Origin of the sequence: Hyphococcus sp., from assembly GCF_041986965.1 — a bacterium.
Lineage (GTDB): Bacteria > Pseudomonadota > Alphaproteobacteria > Caulobacterales > Parvularculaceae > Hyphococcus.
The window spans coordinates 1300813-1323355 of the sequence record NZ_JBHIXB010000001.1 but is presented as its reverse complement, the minus strand read 5'-3'; the positions used below and the strand labels follow the sequence as shown (position 1 = coordinate 1323355).

Sequence of the window (22543 nt, the reverse complement as noted above, 5' to 3'; positions counted from 1 at the left end):
GGATTAGCTGAAGCGCCGATACGACACTTCCCCGGATCCCACCACGCGCTCGGCTTTGCCATTGACGATATTGTCAAAGCGCACCCATTCGGCGGATTGCTCATCTCCATCAAAACGCCAGCCGCCATTGTCGGCGCGAACCAGCATGTTTCCATAATTGGCGCTTTTCACAGCCAGCGTGTCACCGCGCGCGAAGACACGCGACGGCAGCGCCCACCGGTCATCGCTATCATAAAGGCCTTCAAGCGCCTTCAGATCTTCATCGACCGGTAGATAGCCTGTTGCCGGGTCTGCAAGATACTCAACATTCCCCGCCCAAACGCGCGCAACCGCATCGTCCTTCATTTCGAAGTCGAGCCCTGTAATTTCAAACGCCTTATCCGCGCAGGCGAAATAATTTCCGCCGACGGACTGCATGCTGACGACGCTTCCATCCCGCCGCAACGCAACACCGCCGTCGATTGCTACAATTTCAAAACTGTCGCCGCTCTCCGCCGTATAACGGCCGGCGAGCTGCTCGGGATTTTCAACAACCGGTTTCGTCGGCTTGGCTTCGGGGAAGACCGTTGCTTCTTGCGCCGCGCGCAGGAGGTCACATCCCAGAAGGCTGACATCGCGTGGCCTGTAGCCATGTGCGTAATGGATATTGGACGAGGCAAAACAGGCGACGCCCGCCGCCGGGTCTACATGGAGGGAAGAAGAAAACGACACCATCCCGCCTGTATGATGCAGATAAGGGCGGTCATTGGCGTTGATATGCGCAATCCCGTTTCCATAGCGCGCGTCTTCGGACCAGCCGGGCGCCGCGGCAGGGTCCGCCATAAATCGCGCCGCCGTTTCGTCAGAGAAAACCGCCCCACCCTTGCCCCCGGCAAGCCCGATCAGGAAACGCAAAAATATCGCCATGTCGCCCGCCGTGGCGGCGACGCAGCCAGAGGCGCCGTCATAGTCCACCCATGGCGCCGCTGTGATCGCGCCGGCGCGCATATGCGGCCTGTCAAAAAGCGCCGGTTCATAGCCTTGCGCGTAACGGGGCCGGTCAACCTTGCGAAGCGCACTGACGGACTGATCCATACCGAGCGGGCGCAAGACTCGCGCTTCAAGGGCTTCAGGAAAGAGACGGCCGTCAACACGCTCAATGATCTTTCCGGCAATCTTGTAGCCTGTGTTGCTATACGCCCAATAGGTTCCGGGCGCGCTCCCGGTCCACAAGCCGTCATTCATGAACAGGGGCGCGCCATTGGGCAAACCGGACGTATGATTGAGAAGGTGCTGAAGCGTAATCGCCTCTCCGCCGCGCACGGAAAGTTCGGGCATCAGCTCCGCCAGCCTGGCGTCGGGAGAGAGCTTGCCTTCATCAACAAGCGACCACGCCGCGAGCGACGTCATCATCTTCGTGATGGAGCCGACCTGAAAAAGATGATCCGGACCGACCTTTATTTTCTTGTCTATATCGGCAAGGCCGGAAGTCGCAAAGCCTGCAAAGCCGTTGCTATCGACCATGCAGGCGGTCATGCCGGGCAGGCCCCAATCGGCGCAATGCTGGTCCATATAATCTTCAAGTCTGGACAGCGCTTTCGCCTGCGCGGCGCCGCCGCCGGATTTGCGCGTTTTCGCTTGCGCAGACGTGACAAGTCCCGCCGCCGTTACGCCGCCCATAAAGGCTCTTCGATTGACTTGCATGATCGCCCCTCAAAACATCTTCGATGTTCAGGGAAGCATTTTTTTCGTCTCAATCAAAGCCGCCTTGGTGCGCGGATCGAACCCTTGCCCCAAAGACTGCGGACAAAACCGCCGCTGAAAGGCGAGCAGCGCGGCGGCATGATCGCCCTTGGGCGCGTCATACCCAATCTCGTAAAGCGCCGTCAGCGCGTCTTCGTAAGCAATGGCGAGGCCCGCCTTTGCGGGGCCGCCATAAGGCACCAGCGCAAGCCCCTCTTTCGCAAGGCGGTCCCACGGAAACTTCTCGCCCGGGTCTTCCTTGCGCCGCGGCGCCACGTCGGAATGGCCGAGCACATGATGCGGGCGAACGCTATGACGAGTGCGGATATCTTTCAGGAGGTCGATCACCGATGTGACCTGCGCGTCCGGAAAGTCGCGATAGCCCCATTCGTGGCCGGGATTGACGATTTCAATCCCGATGGAGCGGGCGTTGATGTCGCCCTCGCCTTTCCAGCTTGAAACGCCCGCATGCCAGGCGCGCATACGCTCATCGACGAGGTGATAGACGTCGCCGTTTTCTTCCACGAGGTAATGGGCGCTGACCCGCGCCTCAGGGCTTTGCAGGCGTTGAAGCGCCTCGGGCCCCGTCTCCATTCCCGTATAATGCAGGATCACCATGTCGATATTCGCCCCGCGGGCGTCGAAATTCGGCGATGGCGCGTCGATCAGTTTCAAGCCCCTTCTCCCTGCGGCGCTACAAGGGCGTCATTATTGGCCTGTTTCTTTACATTCCGCAAAAGGACGAGGCCAACGCCGCAAAGCGTCATGAACCCGCCGATCATCATGCGGACCCCAAACGGGTCGCCCATAAGGAGCACACCGAAAAATACGGCGCAGACTGTGGTCAAGAGGACGCTCGGCGCGACGACGCTGATCGGCAGGCGCTGCAACAGCCAGTAATACGTCGTATGCCCGAAAAGCGAGGCGCCGAGCGCGGAATAGAGAATGGCCCCTGTAAGGAAAAGCTTGTCGCTATGCTGAAAGGCACCGAACTGTCCTTCCTCGAAGATAAACGACATTGCGGAAAGGGTGACGGCGCCGACAAGCGAGAACCAGGCGAGCAGTTCATGAGGTTTGAAAGCCGTCGTGCGTTTGACAATGACGGCGCCCACCGCTTCGGAAAAGGCGCCCGCCGCCACAAGGCCGACGCCGAGGCCCACATGGTCGCCGCCGCCATTACCGCCAAGAGCGATCACGGCGACGCCTGCAAAAGCGAGCGTTATGCCAAGAATGCGCGGCAAGCCGGGACGGTCGCCGAGAAACAAAAACGCCAACAGCGTTGCAAACGGCACGTTCAGTTCAATGGCGATGGCCGCAGCTGAAGCGGTCGCGAATTTCAGCCCCGTGAACATCAGCGCATAGTTCAGCGCACCGATGCAAACGCCGCCGATCAACACGAACCGCATCTCTCCTTTACGCCATTTGAGAAAGCGCGCCAGGATCGCGGCGACGAGCACCATGCGGATCGCCGCGTAAAACATCGGCGGCATGACGTCCACCGCCGTTTTGATAACGACAAAATGAAAGCCCCAAACAAGGCAAACCAAAAGCAGGAGGCTGATTTCGCGAACGGACACGGGGGCTGGCCAATCAATGAAAGGATGACGGATCATCCGGCCTTAAGCCGAACCACCGCACCGCCGCAATCGAAAAAATCTGTTGGAAAGAGAAGGAAAACGGCGGCGCCGCCCTATGCCGCCCTGTCAGGCGGAAACCGGCCGCCAGCTGCGCGCGCTGTTTTTATTAGTCACCAGTCCGGCAAGAGCAGAGGCCGCGAGCACGAATGGCGCCGCAATGGCGAGCGCAATCACCGCGAGAGAGGAAAGAAGAATTACGCCGGCGAAAAACAACGCCTCGCCCGCCCGCTTGAATACAGAAGGCCGGGGAGCCTCAGCATGGCTCTCCTCGGAAACTGTCTCTGAAATGGTCTTTTCCACCGAACCCCGTCAACGCGACTCTATCTGTGCATCAGATCAAAAAGCGGACCGGACGTCCATAGGCTGACGCAACCTTTGCGCCCTGACTAGCTGTAATCCGTTAATATCTGCTCATAGGCGGCGTTAATCGCCGCCATTCGCCCCTCGGAAATACTAACGAGATCAGGGGGAACGCCGCGCCCCATCAGCGCATCGGGGTGATGGTCCCTGGAAAGCGCGCGATAAGCGGATTTTACAGCCTCAAGACTGACACCGGGCTCGATTCCCAAAATGAGATAGGGATCGTCCGCGCCGAGGCCCAGATGGGCGGCCCTGAGGCGGTGATAGGCGGGTTTGGAAACCTTGAAGACGGCCGCCGCCTCTTCCAGAAGCTCAAGCTCCCGGGGATGGGCGACGCCATCCGCCACAGCCACATGGAAAAGACAATCGAGCACGTCCTCCAACACCTCCGGGGCGTCCTCAAAAATTTTGGCGACCCGGGTCAGATATTCCCGGAACCCGGCCACATCCTGTTGGGCGAGCTGATAGACCATGCGGACCTTGTCCGCCTCACTCTCGGGAAAATGGAAATAGCTGCGAAACGCGTCGATTTCGTCATCGGTGACGATTCCGTCGGCTTTCGCCATTTTTGCGGAAAGCGCAATCAGTGCAATCGAGAACGCGGCCTCGTTACGGCGCTGCTTTTGCGCGGCAAGCGCGTCCAGGAGCGCGCCGATGGTGCGCCGCTTGGTCTCGGCGATCCCCGCCTCTATTTTTTCCCAGAAAGCCATGAGCCGGGCTCTTACAGGCCCGCGGAAGCAAAATCCAGAACCGCCAGCCGGGCTTTGTGGAAAACTAGTTGGCAATTTATTTTTCCATACTCCGCAGGGATTTATCCACCGCCGCGCGCACCCCTTGCGCTTCCGCGTCAAGGCGCACCCTTTGCCACTGGCGTTTTGAAGGACACACTTCCCCCGGGCGGTGCGGGAAAAGGCCGCCCGGGCGCAAAGCCCCGCTGAGGGCAGGCGCAATAACAGGAGACGGGCGATGGGGCGTACGTTTCAGGAAGTTGGCGTATTGGTCAGCGGACTGTTTTGCGGGGCGGCGTTCACGCTGATCGCGCTGGCGGTCGCCGGCGTTTTGCAATAGCCGAACAAATTTTCCGCTTACGGATGGTGTTGTCAGGTCGCTAGACAGCGCCAGATCTTCACCGTCAGCCGCTCCGTGTCGCCCGGTGACGGCGACAGCGTTTCCACCTTATCAAGGGTAAGGCCTGAAGCCGCGCACCAGTCCGCAACCTCTGCATCAGAAAAGCCGAGCCTTCTGTGCGCATGTTCCTCGCGAAGAAACTCAAGATCATGCGGGGCGAAGTCGGAAATGATCAGCAACCCGCCTTTTTTCAAAATGCGCGCCGCTTCTGCAACTGCCGCCCCCGGTTCACCGAGATAATGCAGCACCTGATGCAGGCAGGCGGCGTCAGCGCAATTATCCTCAAGCGGCAGAGATAAAAGATCGCCATGGCGCACTTGCGCATGGGTGACGCCAACACGATCGAGATTAGCGCGCGCAAGCGCAAGCATTTCATGGGAGAGGTCATAGCCCACCGCATTCTCATATCGGTCGGCGAAAATCTCCAGCATCCGTCCGGCCCCGGTGCCGAGATCCACAAAAAGCGGCATGGGGGCGTCAGCCGCCTGCGCCAGAATCCGCGCCTCAATATCCTGCTCAGGCAGATGGAGCGCGCGCAGACGGCTCCATTCCCCGGCATTGGCCTCGAAATAGGCGGCCGCCTGCGCCGCGCGCGCATGGCGCGTCTGCTCAAACCGCTCGGCGTCGCGGGCGAGCAACCGGTCGCCCAACCTCCCGATCGCCCGGGCCGCCTCAATCACCGCTTCGCAAGACGGATCGCCGCCGGCGGGCGCGGCGCGGTAAAACATCCAGGCCCCTTCGCGATGCCGCTCGGCCAATCCGGCGTCAGCCAGAATTTTCAGATGCCGGCTCACCCGAGGCTGGCTTTGGCCGAGGATCGTCGTGATCTCGCTCACCGTCAGCTCGCCACGGATCAGAAGGACCATGATCCTGAGCCGGGTCTCCTCCCCGATAGCGCGAAAAATGTTGAGCGCGGCGTCGAGCGCCATAAAGCTTTCCCCGGTGATTGCCGCCAAGGCGTTGATACATAAAGATATCTTTATGAGAGGGCAATCTCCGGCGGAACCCCACGCAAACGTGCGGGTTTGTTCATTGTTCCGGCGCCCCGAAGCCATATATGTTAGGCGCAATGGAGCCGAAAACGGCCCGCAAGTGTTATGGACCGCCAGAGGGGGCGCTTTTATGAGATTGATTGCTGCATCATGGGTCGCCCCTTGGGCTGCGTTCTGCCTGGCTTTTACCGGGACAGCCTCGGCTCAGCTTTCCGGCGCCGGCGACGATCCGGACGCCCTCGCCAGGGAGCTGGAAGCAGCCGACACGCAGGCCGACGGCTCGGTCCCCGATCCGTGGGAAGGCTTCAACCGCAAGATGTTCGCTTTCAATGACGGGCTCGACCGCAAAATCATGACGCCGACGGCGAAAGCCTATCGCGCCGTCACCCACAAAAAGCAACGCAAGGGCTTTCGAAACTTTCTCGCCAATCTCAGAACGCCGGTGATTTTTGTGAATGACCTTCTGCAGGGAGAGCCAAAACGCGCCGGCGAAACCCTTGGCCGGTTCTTCATCAACTCGACAATCGGCTTTGGCGGCATGGGCGATCCGGCCGAACGTATGGGCATTGCTCAGCATTCGGAAGATTTCGGCCAGACGCTCGCAGTATGGGGCGTCGATTCCGGTCCCTATATGGTGTTGCCGTTTCTTGGCCCCAGCACCATGCGCGATGGTTTCGGCGCAGGCGTCGATTTGACTCTGGACCCTGGGTTCTGGATAGCAACTGACACGGCCAGGTATCTACAATGGTCAAAAGCCGGCGCCGGCGTCATTACATCGCGCGAACCGCTGATCGAACCGCTCGACGGCATCCGCGCGGACTCGCTCGACTTTTACGCCTCGATCCGCAGCTTTTACCTGCAGTCGCGCAAGCGCGAGATCAACAATGGCCGCACCACTTATGAAGATTTGCCGGATATCGGCGACTTCGAAGAATTCGATGAACTCGAGTAGTTCCTTCGGGAGAGTATTCATGACGACAATGACCCGCCGTTCCTTCGCCGCCTGCGCCGCCGCATGTTTTATGGCTGCCGGTTTTGCTCAGCCTGCCGCCGCCGATCAGGCGGCCGAAACCTACGTTCAGAACATCCTTGATGAAGCCACGCCAAGACTGACAAGCGGCGATCAGCAGGCCATGTTCGCGGCCGTCGATGAACTGGTCGACAAATATGTGGACATGCGCCGGGTCGGGCGCTTCGTTCTCGGCCGCGCTGCGCGGCAAATGACGGACGAACAGGCGGCGGAATATTTTCCGCTCTTCAATGATTATGCGAAAATGGTCTATCGCAACACGATGGAAAATTACGCCGGCCAACGGCTTGCCGTGACCGGCTCTGTCGACCGCGCCGCCTATGACATCATCGTCAATTCCAAAATCGCCAATCCCGCGCCGGGCGACCAGTTCGCCGACGCCATCATTCACTGGCGCATCTATCGCGACAGGGAAGGCAATATGTCGATCTTCGATGCAGGCGCGAATGAAATCTGGCTCGCCATTGAACAGCAGGAGCAGTTCACGTCGATCATCGCCAATAATGGCGGCGGCGTGAAAGGCATTGACGCCCTGATCGCGGAGATGAAAGCGCGCCTGAACGAATAAATTTGGGCGCACCCTAAAAAACAAAAAGGCCGCCCGAAGGCGGCCTTTTTTTATTCCAACGGAACGCCATCTTACGACGAGTAGTATTCGACCACCAGATTCGGCTCCATAGTGCACTGATAAGGCACCTCAGCGAATTCCGGCACGCGCAGATAAGTCGCCGTCATTTTCTTCGGATCGACTTCGATATAGTCCGGGATGTCACGCTCAGCGCTTTGCAGCGCTTCCAGCACCAGCGCCATATTCTTGGACTTTTCCTTGATCTCGACGACATCACCGACCTTCAGGCGCATGGACGGGATGTTGGTGCGCACGCCGTTCACTTTCACATGGCCGTGATTGATGAACTGGCGGGCCGCAAACACCGTCGGCACGAATTTCGAGCGATAGACGATTGCGTCGAGGCGGCTTTCAAGGAGGCCAATCAGAAGCTCGGCGGTGTTGCCGCGCTGGCGAACCGCTTCGTTATAGGTCCGCTCGAAATGCTTTTCCGAGATGTTGCCGTAATAGCCTTTCAGCTTCTGCTTCGCCATGAGCTGAAGGCCGAAGTCCGACAGCTTGCCCTTGCGGCGCTGGCCATGCATGCCCGGGCCGTAATCGCGTTTGTTAATAGGAGATTTCGGCCGGCCCCAGACGTTTTCGCCGACCCGGCGGTCAAGCTTGTGCTTGGCGCTAATGCGCTTTGACATCGTATCCTCAATTTCCGGCGCGGCCCGGCGCGCGGGGCCCATCCCCGGCGCAATCAAAACGGCGGTCCACGCGCCACCCGTTCGAAGCGGCGGGAAGTACCCAAGCGGGGCGGCGCTGTCAACGCCAGCCCGGGCAAAAACGCCCGCGATTTCCCGATTTTCGGCCTCAAAAAGCAAAAGGCCCGCCAGATGGCGGGCCTTTGCAAAAATCGTTGGAGCCGAAGCGGTTTAGGCGGCCTTGCGGCGGCCGGCGAAGCCGAGCCCGCCAAGACCGGCGATCATCAGCCAGGCTGCGGCCGGAAGCGGCACTTCAGAAGGAGGCGTACTCACGAAAGCGTCGCTTTCCCCCTCAAGCAGCGAACGCACATGCAGCCCGATGCGGAGTTGGCCGCCAGAAAGTGCGGCAAGCACATCCGAGAAATCCATGCCGCCAGCGTAAGTCAGCGCAAGAACCAGCGTCTCACCGACCGTCAGACCGGTCGCATTGTTGCCGCTGGCTTCAGCGACAAGACCGGCGGTCGTGACAAAACCTGGCGTGGCGTTGTTTGCGCCTGGCAGTTCGCCCGGCGTAACGGAACCGTCAGCCTCAAAGCTCACGCCCGCGCTTTGGGAATCAATGCTCGGCATGCCGCTGAACAGCCCGGAAACATCCGAGAAGTAGATTTCGGTGATGTTGGCGCCTGGGTTGGAGCCCGCCGCCACCGCAAATGAAATGAGCACACCCGTGCCATTATCGGTGATGTCTGCGGAAAGCTGACCCGCGGCGTCCGCCGGCGAGTTACTCGTAATACGGTCAAAACCAACTGTGACGGCGCCCGCAGCAGAAACAGAAACGAACGAGAACGCTACGACAGCTAACGCAACGGATACTAACTTTTTGATCACTTGGATCCCCCTGAACTAGAAACTGTCAGCAAAAAGCATGAGACCGCGCGCCATGCAATATGTTTGCCTAACGTCCAGCATAAAATTTTATCGTTAATTCGCCGCCGCGAAGAGCCGCCCCTCAACACACAACCAGAACGCGAAAAAATTCCGGATAGCAGGATTAAATCACCGCCGATTGCGGCGTTCGGGTGATTTCAAATTCCGTAAAGTCGGGCTCGCGCATATCGCGGATATAGGTGCGAACGTCGTGCGGATAGAGCGTAAAATTACGTCCGTTCTCGTCCACATACCAGGCGCCGCAGCGTGACGCCCAGACCCGGTCCTGAAGGTCGTGCTGCAGGCGCTCGTCATAAGCCTTCGCCGCTTCCGGACGCGGCGCGATCTGTCCGTTTTCGCCCGCACGCTTAATGAGATCGATGGCGTATTTCACCTGCGCCTCGATCATCAGAATGACGGAATTGTGGCCAAGGCCGGAATTGGGCCCAAGCAGCATGAAGAAATTCGGAAAGCCGGGCGCCATCATGGTCCGATGCGCTGCGATTCCGTTTTTCCATGTGTCGCGCAAGCTCGTCCCGGCGGGACCGACGACATCGATCGATTCGAGAATATCGAACGGTTTGAAACCGGTGGCGAGAATGATGACATCGGCGGGATGGTCGCGGCCGTCCTTTGTTTTTACGCCTGTAGCCGTCACGCCTTCGATCCCGTCAACGATGAGATCAACATTCGGCTTTTGAATGGCGGGGAGATAATCGTCCGAGATCAAAATACGTTTGCAGCCCACGGGATAAGACGGCGTCAGCTTCGCGCGTAATTCCGGATCGGCGACCTGATTTTCCAGATGCTTTTGAAAAACCTTGCGGACGGTCGCCTTGACCCGGTTTTCATCTTTTTTGAACGCGCCGAAACGCCATTCCGCCATGGAAAAATAGAACCCGCGGTAAAGGCGCGCGAGGAACGGCGCCTTTGCGAAGAGTCCCTTCAGCCAGTTCGGATAATAATAACTCTGGCGCGGCATCACCCAATTGGGCGTGCGCTGATAAAGATCGAGATGAGAGACTTCATCGACGATCGCCGGCACGACCTGCACCGCGCTCGCCGCAGAGCCGAACATGGCGATACGCTTTCCTGAAAGGTCGACATCGTCACGCCATTGCGCTGTGTGAAAGACGGGACCTTTGAACTCATCAAGGCCCGGAATGTCCGGAATATTCGGTTCATGAAGGCCGCCAAGCCCGCTCACGACATAGTCGGCTTTCGCCGAAGACCCGTCAGCGAAGTCCACTGTCCATTCCGTTCCGTCATGACGGATCGCCGTGATGGTCTTGTTGAATTCGATGAAGGGATAGAGCCCGTATTTCCGGGCGCAGTGCTTCATGTAATCCCAGATTTCGCCGCCCGGCGAATAACGGCGCGACCAGTTGGGATTAGGCTCGAAGGAAAAGGAATAAAGATGGGAAGGCACGTCGCAGGCGACGCCGGGATAACGGTTTTCGCGCCACGTCCCGCCAACCTCATCGGCCTTTTCGTAGATCGTGAAATTATCGAAGCCTTGCTGCTTCAGGCGTATGGCCATGCCCATGCCTGAAAAGCCGGCGCCGAGAATGGCGATGCGCGGCCCCTTCCCCGGGCGGGAAAGCGTGCCTGGCGCCGCCAAGTCGGTTCTGTGATCGTCCGCCATGTCTCCCCGGTTTTTTTCTGGGTTATTGGTAAGGCGTTACACCGACCAGTTTACCTCATAGTTCAGCGAAACTTCAAGCGCGATACACAGCCAGATAAGGCCGCCGGCTAGGAACTGATCGAAAACGGCGTGAAATTGGTCTCTGCGTCATAGACATCGACGCCCTCGGCCCGCTTCAACGCTGCAACCACGCGATAGGTCACCGGCGTCAGGAGCGCCTCCCACAAGACTTTCAACAGGTAGTTTGTGGCGAGGACCGTCAGCACCTGGCTCGTCGACCAGACGCCAAGAAACGCGATGGGGTAGAAAAGCAGGCTGTCGACGCCCTGCCCCACCACCGTCGACCCGATTGTCCGTTGCCAGAGATGTTTCCCGCCGGAAGCGACTTTCATCCGCGCCATGACGAAGGCGTTTGCAAGTTCGCCCGCCCAAAAAGCAACGACGGAAGCGAAAACGATGCGCGGGGTGAGACCGAAAACGGCTTCATAGGCGTCCTGCCCCTCCCAACCGGGCGCCGGCGGCATGGAGACGACGACCCACGCCATGAACGCCATGAACAAGACCGCCGCAAAACCCGCCCAGACGACGCGGCGGGCGCGGGCGTAACCATAGACTTCTGTCAGAACATCGCCGAGCACATAAGAGAGCGGAAAGAACAGAATGCCCGCGCCGAACATGCCCGCATTCCAGCTTCCGATTTTGAGTTCGAAAAACTGAACCAGTTTCGCCGCGCCGATAAGATTCGAACAAATAAGGATCGCGACAAACGCCGCCATGGCGAAGTCGTAATATTTAAAGCGATGTTCCCTGAGCGCATCGGCGTGGTCGATGCGTTCGATTGATTGTTGCGCCAAGTGACCGCCCCTCTTCGCTTTAGTGATCCGCCGCTCAGTGATCCGCTGCGTCGTCCCAGCCTGTCCAGCCCGGACCGCGCACCACGCGCCCCGCCTTCGCCCCGGTATGCGTACCGTCTTTCAGCGTCTGAACGCCATTGACGAAAACATCGCTGACGCCAACGGAAAGCTGGTGCGGCTCGGCGAAGCTCGCCTTGTCCTGAATGGTTTCCGGATCGAAAATAACGACGTCAGCATAGTAGCCCGGCGCCAACATGCCGCGGTCTTTCAATTTGAGATTGCCTGCTGGCAACGACGTTAATTTACGAATGGCCTCCTCAATCGTCAGCACCCCTTCATCGCGCACATATTTGGCGAAGACGCGGGCGAAATTGCCGTATGCGCGCGGATGCGTGCTTTGCTCAAGGAAGACGCCCTCGGGCGCCATGGAGCCGCCGTCAGACCCGAAACTGACCCAGGGGAGCGCAATCTTCTTTTTGATGTTGTCTTCGGACATGGAGAAATAAACGACCTGCACCCGGCTGCCGTCTTCGATCACAAGATCCATCGCCGTTTCAGGATAAGACGTCCCACGCTCTTCAGCGACTTCCGCCAGCGACTTGCCGATATATGGACGCAAGTCGGGATTGCGAAAGCCGACCAGCAAGACGCCTTCCGGTCCGCCGGCGTTGGTGATGCCGCTGACAAACTCTTCTGATGGATTGAGAATGGCGTCAGCGACGCGGGCGCGGATCTCCGGATCGCGCAAGCGTTCGGCCCATTTTTCGTACCCGCCTTCCTGAACCCATAAAGGCATCGCCGCATCAAGCCCGGTCGAGCTGGCGGGATAGGAATACATGTCGGCGGTGATTTTAAGACCGCGCGCCTGCGCGGCTTCAACCTTTGCGATCACCTGGTCAAGCTTGTCCCAATTCGCCTGCCCGCTTGCTTTCAAATGATAGATTTCCGCGGGCACGCCCGCTTTTTCCGCGATCTCGATCAGTTCATCGACCGCTTCCAGAAGTTGCTGCGACTCTGAGCGGATGTGAGAGATATACATGCCGCCGAATTCACTCACGACGGCGTTCAGCGCGATCAATTCCTCGGTGTTTGCAAAATTCGCCGGCGCATAGATCAGAGAGGAGCCTACGCCCATGGCGCCTTCGCGCATGGCCTCACGCACCATGCCTTGCATTTCTTCAAGTTCTTCCGGCGTCGCTGCGCGGTTGTCATAACCAATCACCGAAGCGCGCAAGGTCGTCGCGCCGACAAAGGACGCCACATTAGGTGAAACGCCCTTGGTTTCGAGATATTCCAGATACTCACCCAGCGTCGACCATTCGATATCATAATGAATATCGGTCTGGCGCGCCTTCGCCTGGAGCTTGATCTCATCCGACCACGGGCCATAGGAGACGCCCTCACCGAAAACTTCGAGGGTCACGCCCTGGGAAATATCGCCAAGACTGCGGCCATCCTCGATGAGGTCCTCGACCGCCCAGCTCAGCATGTTGATGAAACCCGGTGCGACGGCGAGGCCTTCGGCGTCGATCACAAGATCAGCGTCAGCGCCGTCAACCTGGCCGACGGCGGCGATGCGGTCGCCGGTGATCGCCACATCCGCAAGCGCGCCCTGCGCGCCTGAGCCGTCATAGACCGTCCCGCCACGGATAATGACATCGTAATGGGTGGAAGCCGCCTTTTCCTCAGACGCATCCGGGCCACCGCTGCAAGCGGCAAGGAAAAGCGCCAATCCGGCGATGAATTTTTTCAGCATAGTCCCCGCTCCGTTGCTGAAGCGAATTTCAGCTGTTTTGCCGCCTTCGCGCAAGCTGGCGCCGGCTCAACCGCTCAGATTGACATTCAACGAAGATTTTGCGGCGGCCGGCAGCGCGGCGAGATTCATCGCAATGGAAATTCTCTCGCCCGGGCCTGAATGAGGCCGGACGCCATGAGTAAGCCATGAAGGAAAGATCACGATCCGCCCGGGCGTCGGGGAAAACCGCTCCTTGGTGCTGCGGCGCGGGCCTTTTTCATCCGCAAAGACAAGATCCGCCGAATACATCCGGTTCATGGGAAATCGCGGATCGAGAAGCACCAGCGGACCGCCCTCCGGGTCGCCGCCGTCATCCACATAATAGACGCCTGACCAAAGACATCCGGGATGCACATGATACTGGTTCGAGGCGCCGGCGGGAGAAACATTCGCCCACATATCGAGCACCATCTTGTATCGCGGCGCCTTGCCTGCGGCGCCTGTATCCTGAGTGTATTGTCCGCATAGCTGCATCATCGCGCCCGCGAGCCGCTGGGCGGCCTCTCCGCCCCATTGCAACATCTTGTTGTCGGAATGCCATCCCAGGACATTTGACCGCTCCAACCCTTCGGAAACAGCCTTGCGGGCGACTATCGCCTCGCGCAACGCTTCATTCAACGCCGGCGCATCTTCCACATCCGCAACGATAATCTGCGTCGGGAAAAGTTCGCGCACTTCGTGATGAGCGATGCTCGCCTGTTTTGTATGCAAGGTCATGGCGGCTGCGTCTTGTCTCAAAAGACTGCTTCGGAGCAGCGCCCATTTTTACCGGCGGCCAGCTGTCAGTCCAGATGCCCGTCAAATTATTTATGGCGGATTACGGCCGTTTCGCCAGCGCCTTAATGACGCCGCGCAAGGACCGCACTTCACCGTCCGTCAGCCCGGCGCGCGTGAAAGCGACCCTCAGATTTCGCTCCATATTGGCGCGCTTTACCTCGGGAAAGAAATAGCCGGCCTTATCGAGTTCCTCGACAAGGTGGGCGAAGAACCGCTCAAAATCCTCTTTTGGCGCCGGGACGGCTTTATCGAGTTCCGAGGCTTGCGCCTCACGGCCATCCGCCTGGGCCCACTCATAGGCGACGATCAGCGCCGCCTGAGCAAGGTTGAGCGAGGCGAAGGCCGGATTGACGGGAATGGAGACAATCGCGTCGGCGCGCGTCACGTCATCATTGGAAAGTCCGGCCCGCTCGCCGCCGAACAGCACAGCGCAGGTCTCGCCCCGGTCGATCCGCCGCTTCATCTCCGCCGCCGCCGCCGCCGGTTCGAACACCGGCATCAGGGTTTCGCGCGCACGCGCCGTCGTGGCCAGAACATAATTACAGCCGGCGAGCGCCTCTGAGGTGGTCTCAAAAACCCGGGTCTGATCAATGACGATGGAGGCGCCGGCCGCCATGGCGCCTGCTTTTTCATTGGGCCAGCCATCCCGCGGCTTGACCAGCCGGAGACCCGACAGCCCGAAATTGAGCATGGCCCGGGCCGCGGCGCCGATATTCTCGCCCATCTGCGGTTCGACCAGCACGAATATCGGCGCCGGCCGGAGCTCGGTCTGCCCATCCCGGCGAGCGATCCGGGCTCGATTCTGGTTCTCCTTGCCGTTTTCGGGCGTTGTCATCAGGACTTTTCCCATTTTATGAGCGGTTTTCCCGCCAATCGGGCCGCCCCCCTTTTCATATCGGCCTTGCGGGTGCTAATAGCGCCGCAAAATCCGTCCAGAATCATCATCCATGGGCGCACCTATCCGTGTGCGCCAGCAAGTCCGGTAGGGAATTCCATGCAAAAAATCAAAGTCGATAATCCAGTCGTTGAAATGGACGGGGACGAGATGACCCGGATCATCTGGCAGATGATCAAGGACAAGCTCATCTACCCCTATCTCGATCTGGATCTGAAATATTTCGACCTCGGCATGGAAAGCCGCGACGCCAGCGACGACCAGATCACGATCGATGCGGCCGAAGCCACGAAGAAATACGGCGTCGCCGTCAAATGCGCAACGATCACCCCCGATGAGGCGCGGGTGGAAGAATTCGGCCTGAAAAAAATGTGGCGCTCGCCCAACGGCACGATCCGCAACATCCTCGGCGGCGTCGTCTTCCGCGAGCCGATCATCATGCGCAATGTGCCGCGCCTCGTGCCGGGCTGGACCCAGCCGGTCATCATCGGGCGTCACGCTTTCGGCGACCAGTACCGCGCGTCGGACATGCTCTTCCCCGGGAAAGGCAAGCTGACCATGAAGTGGGAAGGCGAAGACGGAAAAGTGATCGAACAGGACGTCTTCGACGCGCCGTCCTCAGGCATTTACATGGGCATGTACAATCTCGATGATTCCATCAACGATTTCGCACGCGCCTGCTTTAACTACGCCCTGCAGCGCAAATATCCGCTCTACCTTTCGACCAAGAACACGATCCTCAAAAAATATGACGGCCGTTTCAAGGATCTCTTTGCGGAGATGTATGAAACGGAATTCAAGGAAAAGTTCGCCGAACACGGCCTCACTTATGAACACCGCCTGATCGACGATATGGTCGCGGCGTGCCTGAAATGGTCCGGCGGTTATGTCTGGGCGTGCAAGAACTATGACGGCGACGTCCAGTCCGACACCGTGGCGCAAGGCTACGGCTCACTCGGCCTGATGACATCAGTGCTGATGTCGCCGGACGGAAAAACCGTCGAAGCCGAAGCCGCCCATGGCACGGTGACGCGCCATTACCGCGCTCATCAGCGCGGCGAAGAGACCTCCACGAACTCAATCGCATCGATCTACGCCTGGACGCGCGGTCTCGCCCATCGCGGCAAGCTCGACAGTAATGACGCGCTCATCAAGTTCGCAACAACCCTCGAGCAAACCGTCGTGAAGACCGTTGAATCCGGCTACATGACCAAGGACCTCGCGCTTCTCATCGGCGCCGAGCAGAAATGGCTGACCACCACCGGCTTCCTTGAAAAGGTTGACGAAAACTTCCGCAAAGCGATGGCGGCCTAGCCAAAGCGCCCCAAAAAGGGAAAATCAGGTGGAAAATAAGGGTTTTCCGCCCTTCCTCGCAGAATTGGGGCGGCTCGGCGCATTCGGCTCGCATTCCGGCCCGCCCCATGGCAGCATAAAGGCCTTGGGGCGTTGCGTAGACCCTTAGGAGCTGTGACCCATGTTGAGACCCTTTTTCCTTTCCGGCATCGCCGCCTGTGCGCTGAGTCTTCCAGCCGCCGCGGAAAGCCGGAGCTATGACCTCGCCGATTTTGACAGCATCGACATTTCCGCCGGCCTTCAGCTGGTGGCCACAGCCGGCAGCCGTCAGTCTGTCGAGGTCCAGACGGAAGAAGGCGATTTCAGCGACTTTGAAATCGAGGTCAAAGACGGCGTTCTCTACATCTCCCGGGAATGGAACCGGCTGCGCTGGCACCAGAAGAAAGCCGATTACAAAGTCATCATAACAGCGCCGCAGATCAAAGGCCTCGAAGCCTCGTCAGGCTCTCACTCCAAGCTTGAAGACATCGATTCGCGCCGTTTCAACGCCGACCTGTCGAGCGGCGCTCTCGTCTTCATTGCTGGCCGCAGCGACGATTGCTCCATCGACATTTCCAGCGGCGCCAATCTCGATGCGCGCGCGCTGATTTGCGGCAGCGCGAATGTAGATGTCTCAAGCGGCGGTCATGGCGAGGTCACCGTCATCAAGGCGCTGGTTGGCGACGCTTCAAGCGGCGGCCACATGGCGGTGTTCGGATCGCCCGAGCGCGTCAATATCGACCGGTCGTCGGGCGGGCGCATCAAGATCAAAACGCCGGTCACGGCGACGCGGGACTAATCCCGCAACAGACCAAAATTAAGAAGCGCACCAAAGCGCCAGCGAAAAAGAAAGGGAAATCCAATGACCAAATCCGCGAAATTTTTCATTGCGGCCGGCGCCGCGTCTTTGAGCGCTCTGGCCTTCGCCCATGCCGAAACCCAGTCTTACGATTTTTCCGGCTTCACCTATCTCGACACCTCTGCGGGCGTCGATGTCGAGGTTACTGTCGGCGGCGCCTATTCCATTCGCGCGGAAGGCGAACCGGAAGCGCTGGAGCGCCTGCGCATCGAACGCGACGGCGACACGCTGGAGATCGGCCGCGTGCGCGACCGGTCTTTCTTTTCCCCGGGCCGCAAATGGCGCGTCACCGTTTATGTCAGCATGCCCGAGCTTAATGGCGTCGACGCCTCAAGCGGATCGGATGTGACCGCAACCGGCATCGATGCTGGCGAGTTTCGCGCCTCGGTGTCGAGCGGCGCGGATGCGGATCTTCGCGGCCGCTGTTCGACGATCAAAGCCGACGGCAGCAGCGGCGCCGACTTGGAAGCCGAAGGTCTTGAGTGTGACAACGCCATTGCCGACGTCTCTTCCGGCGCCGATCTGACGCTTTACGCTTCGCAAAGCCTCGAAGCGGACGCCTCAAGCGGCGGCGACATCACGGTTTATGGCGGACCGAAAAACACCAATATCGACAAGTCTTCCGGCGGCGACGTCCACATCCGCGACTAAGACAGGCGTTAAACGCTGATCGCTTTTTCGATCGCCTTGATGGCGTCGCCTGCAAGGGCGCCGTCAGGGCCGCCTGCCTGCGCCATATCCGGGCGCCCGCCGCCGCCTTTGCCGCCCATCGCCTCCGCGCCGGCGCGCACAAGATCAACCGCCGAGAGCCGCTCTTTCAGATCGTCTGTCACGCCCACGGCGAGCGCCGCCTTGCCGTCATTAACCCCGACAAAGGCGGCGACGCCCGACCCGATTTTCTGTTTCGCCTGATCGACAAGACCGCGCAGATCTTTCGCAGCAACGCCGTCAAGGACACGCCCGATAAATTTGACGCCGCCAATGTCGGCGACCTCGTCTTCAACCGCAGCGCCGGAAGCGCCGCCGCCAAGGGCCAGTTGCTTTTTCGCCTCGGCGAGGTCGCGTTCAAGTTTCTTGCGCTCCACCATAAGGGCTTCAATGCGCGCCGGAAGCTCGTCAGTCGTCGTCTTCAGGGCGTCGGACGCCTGGCGCGCCAGCGCCGCCTGATCTTCAAGATAGGTCCGGGCCGCCTCACCTGTGAGCGCTTCGATCCGGCGCACACCCGCCGACACTGCGCTCTCGCCAATGATCTTGAAGAGCGCAATATCACCGACCCGGCTTACATGCGTGCCGCCGCAAAGCTCAACAGAATAAGGCTTTTCCGCCTCCGCAAGCGAGCGCCCCATGGTCAGTACACGGACATCATCGTCGTATTTTTCACCGAAAAGCGCGATGGCGCCTGACTCAACCGCGTCGTCATAAGACATCACCCGGGTTTCGACCGGCCCATTCTGGCGAATGACGGCGTTCACGCGGGCTTCAACCTCAGCGATTTCCTTGGCGCTGATCGCTTTCGGGTTCGTTATGTCGAAACGCATACGCTCAGGCGCAACGAGCGAACCTTTCTGCGCCACATGAGGGCCGAGCACTTCACGAAGCGCCGCATGAGCAAGATGCGTTACCGAATGATTGGCGCGAATGCGGTTGCGGCGCGCAACATCAATCGCAAGATGCACGGCCTCGCCTTTTTGGATGACGCCCTTTTCCACCTTGCCGATATGGCCATGAAGCGCGCCGGCGCGTTTCTTGACATCGTCAATGACGATAACGGCGCCGTCATCCGTTGTGATGCGGCCGGCGTCGCCCACCTGACCGCCTGATTCGGCGTAGAACGGCGTCTGGTTGACGATGATTTCAACATCATCGCCTTCTTTCGCTTCATCGACGACTTTGCCGCCGGAAACGATCGCCTGAACAACGCCTTCTGCTTCATCATGAATATAACCGAGGAATTCAGTGGCGCCGTGTTCGGCGCGGAGATCGAACCAGACGCTTTCATCGGCGGCGTCGCCCGACCCCGCCCAGGCGGCGCGGGCCGCCGCCTTTTGCGCGGCCATCGCCTTGTCAAAACCTTCAACATCAACGCTGCGGCCTTCGCGGCGGAGCGCATCCTGCGTCAGATCCAGCGGAAACCCGTAAGTATCGTAAAGCCGGAACGCCGCTTCGCCCGGAAGCGCGGCGCCGTCGGACAGCTTGGCGGTTTCCTCATCCAGAAGCTTCAGCCCCCGGTCGAGCAGGCTGCGGAATTTTTCTTCTTCCGAGCGCAGCGTCTCGATAATCAGCGGCTCAGCGCGTTGAAGCTCCGGGAAGGCGCCGCCCATTTCGCGCACCAGCACCGGCGCCAGACGCGCAAGCAACGGATCGCGTGCGCCGAGCCCATGTGCATAGCGCATCGCGCGGCGCATGATCCGGCGCAGAACATAGCCGCGGCCTTCATTGGAAGGGCCGACGCCATCGGCAATGAGGAAGCTTGAAGCGCGCAAGTGGTCGGCAATAACGCGGTGGGCGGGTTTGTCGGCGCCGTCCGCTTTCCGTCCTGTCAACTCCACCGACGCAGCAATCAGGGTGCGGAACAAATCGACATCGTAATTGTCGTGAACGCCTTGCAGCACCGCCGCAATCCGCTCCAGCCCCATACCCGTGTCGATCGACGGCTTCGGCAATTCCACCTGACGCCCGTCGGCGTGTTTTTCAAACTGCATGAAGACGAGATTCCAGATCTCGACAAAACGATCACCATCCTCGTCAGGCGAACCTGGAGGCCCCCCGGGAATATCGTCGCCATGATCGTAGAAAATCTCCGAGCACGGCCCGCAAGGACCGGTGTCGCCCATGGCCCAGAAATTGTCGTTGGTCGCAATGCGGATGATGCGCTCTTCCGGCAAGCCTGAGATCTTGCGCCAGAGATCGAAAGCCTCATCATCGGTATGATAAACGGTGACCGTGAGACGATCCGCAGACAGACCGAAATCCTTGTGGACGAGAGTCCAGGCCGCATCGATCGCTTCCTCCTTGAAGTAGTCGCCAAAGGAGAAGTTACCGAGCATCTCGAAGAAAGTATGGTGGCGCGCCGTGTAACCGACATTGTCGAGGTCATTATGCTTGCCGCCCGCGCGCACGCATTTCTGCGACGAGGCGGCGCGTGAATAGTCGCGTTTTTCCGCGCCGGTGAAGATGTTCTTGAACGGCACCATGCCGGCGTTGACGAACATGAGCGTCGGGTCGTTTTGCGGCACGAGCGGGGCCGACGGCACAATGCAATGATCGCGCGCGGCGAAGAAATTCAAAAACTGAGAGCGGATATCTTTCAGCGACGTCATAGAAGGGGCCTGCTTCGTCTTGCCTTGTTGTCTTGCCATCCGACCGGGCCGCACCCGCCGGAGCAAGTGTGACCGTCTTGATATAGAAACTGCGCCGGCCCCCATGAAGGAGCCGGCGCAGGAAAAGGTCTTAAGCTGATGATCCCGCCCCGTCTAGGCGGGGGGAGCGGCAGGCAAGCGCTTGGCCGGGCGCCTGGGTGGGATGGGGGCGAAGCCCTTCTCCACCCCATTTTCCGCACCCGTCAGCCCATGCAGAAGACATTGAGCTTGTTGCCGTCCGGATCGCGGAAATAGCCGGCGTAAAAGCCGCTGTCGCCGCGCGGGCCAGCCGCGCCTTCATCCTTAGCGCCGAGTTCGATGGCCTTGTTATAGACCCGGTCGACGGTTTCCGGCTTATCGCAGGCAAGCGCCACCATGGTCCCATTGCCCACCGTCGCGGCTTTTCCGTCATAAGGCTTGATGATGCCGAGCCCCGGGCCGCCGCCGCCCCAGGCGATGAAAGTATCGCCTTCCATCTGGCGCTTGGCGCCAAGCTCGGCGAGCAGCGCATCATAAAATTTCGCCGATTTTTCCATGTCGTTCGTGCCGACAGTCACATACCCAATCATCTCTTTCTCCCGTTTAATCCCGTCAATGCATGCGTGAAGATCAGTCCGGCATCTCACATCCTGCGCCTTCGCCGCCGATAGGCAAAGACGTTTCCGCAGGTCCCGCTCCTTCCTTCGATAGAAGAAAAGAGCGGCCTGCTGAAATCACACAACGACGTTCCGACGCGATTAAGCCTCCGCGGCGACCGCGTCGTCATCATCCTTGTTGTCGCCAGTGAGCATTTCTTCGGCGACAAGGCCGGCATTGGCGCGAACCGCCGCCTCAATCTGCGCCGCCATGTCCGGATTCTCCCGCAGGAACTGTTTGGCGTTTTCGCGGCCCTGGCCGATGCGTTCGGAATTATAGGAGAACCAGGAGCCTGATTTCTCGACCACATTCGCCTTGACGCCAAGGTCGATAAGCTCGCCCATCTTGGAGACGCCTTCGCCATACATGATGTCGAACTCCACCTGCTTGAAGGGCGGCGCAACCTTGTTTTTCACGACTTTGACGCGGGTCTGGTTGCCCACCACCTCATCGCGGTTCTTGATGGCGCCGATACGGCGGATGTCGAGACGCACGGAGGAATAGAATTTCAGGGCGTTGCCGCCGGTGGTCGTCTCGGGCGACCCGAACATGACGCCGATTTTCATGCGGATCTGGTTGATGAAGATCACCAGCGTGTTGGATTTTGAAATCGAGCCCGTGAGCTTGCGCAGGGCCTGGCTCATCAGCCGCGCCTGAAGCCCGGGCAGCGAGTCGCCCATTTCCCCTTCAAGCTCGGCGCGCGGCGTGAGCGCGGCCACCGAGTCAATAATCAGAACGTCAACCGCGCCGGAACGGACCAGGGTGTCGGCGATTTCCAGCGCCTGCTCGCCGGTGTCAGGCTGCGAAATCAAAAGCTCATCAAGATTGACGCCAAGCTTTTGCGCGTAAACCGGGTCCAGCGCATGTTCGGCGTCGATGAAGGCGGCCGTGCCGCCGACTTTCTGCGTTTCCGCCGCCACATGCAGGGACAGAGTGGTTTTGCCGGAACTTTCCGGTCCGTAAATTTCAACGACCCGGCCCTTGGGCAGACCGCCAATCCCCAGCGCGATGTCGAGGCCCAGCGAGCCTGTGGAGATCGATTCAATGTCCACCACCTCGCGGTCGCCAAGGCGCATGAGCGAGCCTTTGCCGAACGCCTTGTCGATTTGAGAAATCGCCGATTCCAGCGCCTTCGTCTTGTCCATGCCGCCCGTCTCCACTACTCGCAATCCGCCTTTGATCATCACCGCCTCCGTTGCCCGACAAGGGCCGTCCCTGTCAATGGCGGCTTTTGTACGCTATTTGTTCTCTTTTTGCAACAAGATATATACCTCTGAATTTGCTTACTTATTCCATTTTGTTCCAAATTTGTCCCGCTCGTTATATAGGGGCATATTATAG

At 59.4% G+C, this 22543-nt stretch carries 21 protein-coding genes; 5 read left to right on the top strand and 16 right to left on the bottom strand.

The genetic code is table 11. The features are described from left to right. Positions 1-3 precede the first annotated feature (3 nt). The 6 genes from ACFC5L_RS06630 to ACFC5L_RS06605 all read right to left on the bottom strand — a co-directional run bounded on the left by ACFC5L_RS06630 (position 4) and on the right by ACFC5L_RS06605 (position 5776). Positions 4-1683, bottom strand: a complete 1680-nt coding sequence (locus ACFC5L_RS06630; protein WP_375201061.1) for a serine hydrolase domain-containing protein — start codon at positions 1681-1683, stop codon at positions 4-6. 27 nt (positions 1684-1710) lie between these two features. Beyond that, the gene (locus ACFC5L_RS06625; RefSeq protein WP_375201062.1) at positions 1711-2397 is read right to left on the bottom strand and encodes an N-acetylmuramoyl-L-alanine amidase; all 687 of its coding nucleotides are present in this window, start codon (positions 2395-2397) and stop codon (positions 1711-1713) included. Further along, positions 2394-3299 (bottom strand): DMT family transporter, encoded by a 906-nt coding sequence (locus ACFC5L_RS06620; RefSeq protein ID WP_375201063.1) that lies wholly within the window; start codon positions 3297-3299, stop codon positions 2394-2396. The genes ACFC5L_RS06625 and ACFC5L_RS06620 overlap by 4 nt, the downstream gene beginning before the upstream one ends. Before the next feature lie 126 nt (positions 3300-3425). After that, complete coding sequence (locus ACFC5L_RS06615) at positions 3426-3659, bottom strand: hypothetical protein (protein ID WP_375201064.1); 234 nt, start codon at positions 3657-3659, stop codon at positions 3426-3428. A gap of 86 nt (positions 3660-3745) precedes the next feature. Further along, positions 3746-4429 (bottom strand): TerB family tellurite resistance protein, encoded by a 684-nt coding sequence (locus ACFC5L_RS06610; RefSeq protein ID WP_375201065.1) that lies wholly within the window; start codon positions 4427-4429, stop codon positions 3746-3748. Positions 4430-4819: 390 nt separating this feature from the next. Beyond that, positions 4820-5776, bottom strand: coding sequence for an ArsR/SmtB family transcription factor (locus ACFC5L_RS06605; RefSeq protein ID WP_375201066.1), 957 nt, complete (start codon positions 5774-5776; stop codon positions 4820-4822). Between the two features lie 193 nt (positions 5777-5969). Between ACFC5L_RS06605 and ACFC5L_RS06600 the strand changes: the two genes are divergently transcribed. Together ACFC5L_RS06600 and ACFC5L_RS06595 are read left to right on the top strand one after the other, a co-directional pair. Beyond that, a complete protein-coding gene (locus tag ACFC5L_RS06600) occupies positions 5970-6791 on the top strand; it encodes an MlaA family lipoprotein (protein ID WP_375201067.1) in 822 nt (273 codons plus the stop codon). A 19-nt stretch (positions 6792-6810) separates the two neighbouring features. Further along, entirely contained in the window at positions 6811-7437 is a 627-nt protein-coding gene (locus ACFC5L_RS06595) for an MlaC/ttg2D family ABC transporter substrate-binding protein (RefSeq protein WP_375201068.1), read from the top strand. Positions 7438-7508: 71 nt separating this feature from the next. Here the strand turns inward: ACFC5L_RS06595 and rpsD are convergent, their stop codons facing one another. The 7 genes from rpsD to ACFC5L_RS06560 all read right to left on the bottom strand — a co-directional run bounded on the left by rpsD (position 7509) and on the right by ACFC5L_RS06560 (position 14956). Next, positions 7509-8126, bottom strand: coding sequence for a 30S ribosomal protein S4 (gene rpsD, locus ACFC5L_RS06590; RefSeq protein ID WP_375201069.1), 618 nt, complete (start codon positions 8124-8126; stop codon positions 7509-7511). Positions 8127-8354: 228 nt separating this feature from the next. Next, positions 8355-9011 (bottom strand): VPLPA-CTERM sorting domain-containing protein, encoded by a 657-nt coding sequence (locus ACFC5L_RS06585; RefSeq protein ID WP_375201070.1) that lies wholly within the window; start codon positions 9009-9011, stop codon positions 8355-8357. Positions 9012-9174: 163 nt separating this feature from the next. Next, complete coding sequence (locus ACFC5L_RS06580) at positions 9175-10695, bottom strand: flavin-containing monooxygenase (protein WP_375201071.1); 1521 nt, start codon at positions 10693-10695, stop codon at positions 9175-9177. Between the two features lie 107 nt (positions 10696-10802). After that, positions 10803-11549, bottom strand: coding sequence for a queuosine precursor transporter (locus ACFC5L_RS06575; protein WP_375201072.1), 747 nt, complete (start codon positions 11547-11549; stop codon positions 10803-10805). Between the two features lie 34 nt (positions 11550-11583). Continuing rightward, a complete protein-coding gene (locus tag ACFC5L_RS06570; RefSeq protein ID WP_375201073.1) occupies positions 11584-13305 on the bottom strand; it encodes an N-acyl-D-amino-acid deacylase family protein in 1722 nt (573 codons plus the stop codon). A 66-nt stretch (positions 13306-13371) separates the two neighbouring features. Beyond that, entirely contained in the window at positions 13372-14061 is a 690-nt protein-coding gene (locus tag ACFC5L_RS06565) for a 2OG-Fe(II) oxygenase family protein (protein ID WP_375201074.1), read from the bottom strand. Positions 14062-14161: 100 nt separating this feature from the next. Continuing rightward, entirely contained in the window at positions 14162-14956 is a 795-nt protein-coding gene (locus tag ACFC5L_RS06560; protein ID WP_375201075.1) for an RNA methyltransferase, read from the bottom strand. 159 nt (positions 14957-15115) lie between these two features. On the opposite strand from ACFC5L_RS06560, the gene ACFC5L_RS06555 reads away from it, so the two are divergent. The 3 genes from ACFC5L_RS06555 (at position 15116) to ACFC5L_RS06545 (ending at position 17858) form a co-directional block, all read left to right on the top strand. Next, complete coding sequence (locus ACFC5L_RS06555; RefSeq protein WP_375201076.1) at positions 15116-16330, top strand: NADP-dependent isocitrate dehydrogenase; 1215 nt, start codon at positions 15116-15118, stop codon at positions 16328-16330. 160 nt (positions 16331-16490) lie between these two features. Further along, on the top strand, positions 16491-17147 hold the full coding sequence (locus ACFC5L_RS06550) for a GIN domain-containing protein (RefSeq protein WP_375201077.1): 657 nt from the start codon (positions 16491-16493) through the stop codon (positions 17145-17147). A 63-nt stretch (positions 17148-17210) separates the two neighbouring features. After that, the gene (locus ACFC5L_RS06545) at positions 17211-17858 is read left to right on the top strand and encodes a head GIN domain-containing protein (protein WP_375201078.1); all 648 of its coding nucleotides are present in this window, start codon (positions 17211-17213) and stop codon (positions 17856-17858) included. A gap of 8 nt (positions 17859-17866) precedes the next feature. Here the strand turns inward: ACFC5L_RS06545 and alaS are convergent, their stop codons facing one another. The 3 genes from alaS to recA all read right to left on the bottom strand — a co-directional run bounded on the left by alaS (position 17867) and on the right by recA (position 22386). Continuing rightward, complete coding sequence (alaS, locus tag ACFC5L_RS06540; protein ID WP_375201079.1) at positions 17867-20527, bottom strand: alanine--tRNA ligase; 2661 nt, start codon at positions 20525-20527, stop codon at positions 17867-17869. Positions 20528-20769: 242 nt separating this feature from the next. Then, the gene (locus tag ACFC5L_RS06535; protein WP_375201080.1) at positions 20770-21135 is read right to left on the bottom strand and encodes a VOC family protein; all 366 of its coding nucleotides are present in this window, start codon (positions 21133-21135) and stop codon (positions 20770-20772) included. Positions 21136-21303: 168 nt separating this feature from the next. After that, on the bottom strand, positions 21304-22386 hold the full coding sequence (gene recA, locus ACFC5L_RS06530; protein ID WP_375201081.1) for a recombinase RecA: 1083 nt from the start codon (positions 22384-22386) through the stop codon (positions 21304-21306). Positions 22387-22543 lie beyond the last annotated feature (157 nt).

Bases quoted from the DNA above. Each gene is read 5' to 3' on its own strand.
- rpsD (WP_375201069.1), bottom strand. From the start codon at position 8,126: ATGTCAAAGCGCATTAGCGCCAAGCACAAGCTTGACCGCCGGGTCGGC.
- recA (WP_375201081.1), bottom strand. From the start codon at position 22,386: ATGATCAAAGGCGGATTGCGAGTAGTGGAGACGGGCGGCATGGACAAG.
- ACFC5L_RS06560 (WP_375201075.1), bottom strand. From the start codon at position 14,956: ATGACAACGCCCGAAAACGGCAAGGAGAACCAGAATCGAGCCCGGATC.
- alaS (WP_375201079.1), bottom strand. From the start codon at position 20,527: ATGACGTCGCTGAAAGATATCCGCTCTCAGTTTTTGAATTTCTTCGCC.
- ACFC5L_RS06545 (WP_375201078.1), top strand. From the start codon at position 17,211: ATGACCAAATCCGCGAAATTTTTCATTGCGGCCGGCGCCGCGTCTTTG.
- ACFC5L_RS06595 (WP_375201068.1), top strand. From the start codon at position 6,811: ATGACGACAATGACCCGCCGTTCCTTCGCCGCCTGCGCCGCCGCATGT.
- ACFC5L_RS06580 (WP_375201071.1), bottom strand. From the start codon at position 10,695: ATGGCGGACGATCACAGAACCGACTTGGCGGCGCCAGGCACGCTTTCC.
- ACFC5L_RS06570 (WP_375201073.1), bottom strand. From the start codon at position 13,305: ATGCTGAAAAAATTCATCGCCGGATTGGCGCTTTTCCTTGCCGCTTGC.
- ACFC5L_RS06535 (WP_375201080.1), bottom strand. From the start codon at position 21,135: ATGATTGGGTATGTGACTGTCGGCACGAACGACATGGAAAAATCGGCG.
- ACFC5L_RS06610 (WP_375201065.1), bottom strand. From the start codon at position 4,429: ATGGCTTTCTGGGAAAAAATAGAGGCGGGGATCGCCGAGACCAAGCGG.
- ACFC5L_RS06600 (WP_375201067.1), top strand. From the start codon at position 5,970: ATGAGATTGATTGCTGCATCATGGGTCGCCCCTTGGGCTGCGTTCTGC.
- ACFC5L_RS06555 (WP_375201076.1), top strand. From the start codon at position 15,116: ATGCAAAAAATCAAAGTCGATAATCCAGTCGTTGAAATGGACGGGGAC.
- ACFC5L_RS06565 (WP_375201074.1), bottom strand. From the start codon at position 14,061: ATGACCTTGCATACAAAACAGGCGAGCATCGCTCATCACGAAGTGCGC.
- ACFC5L_RS06550 (WP_375201077.1), top strand. From the start codon at position 16,491: ATGTTGAGACCCTTTTTCCTTTCCGGCATCGCCGCCTGTGCGCTGAGT.
- ACFC5L_RS06605 (WP_375201066.1), bottom strand. From the start codon at position 5,776: ATGGCGCTCGACGCCGCGCTCAACATTTTTCGCGCTATCGGGGAGGAG.
- ACFC5L_RS06630 (WP_375201061.1), bottom strand. From the start codon at position 1,683: ATGCAAGTCAATCGAAGAGCCTTTATGGGCGGCGTAACGGCGGCGGGA.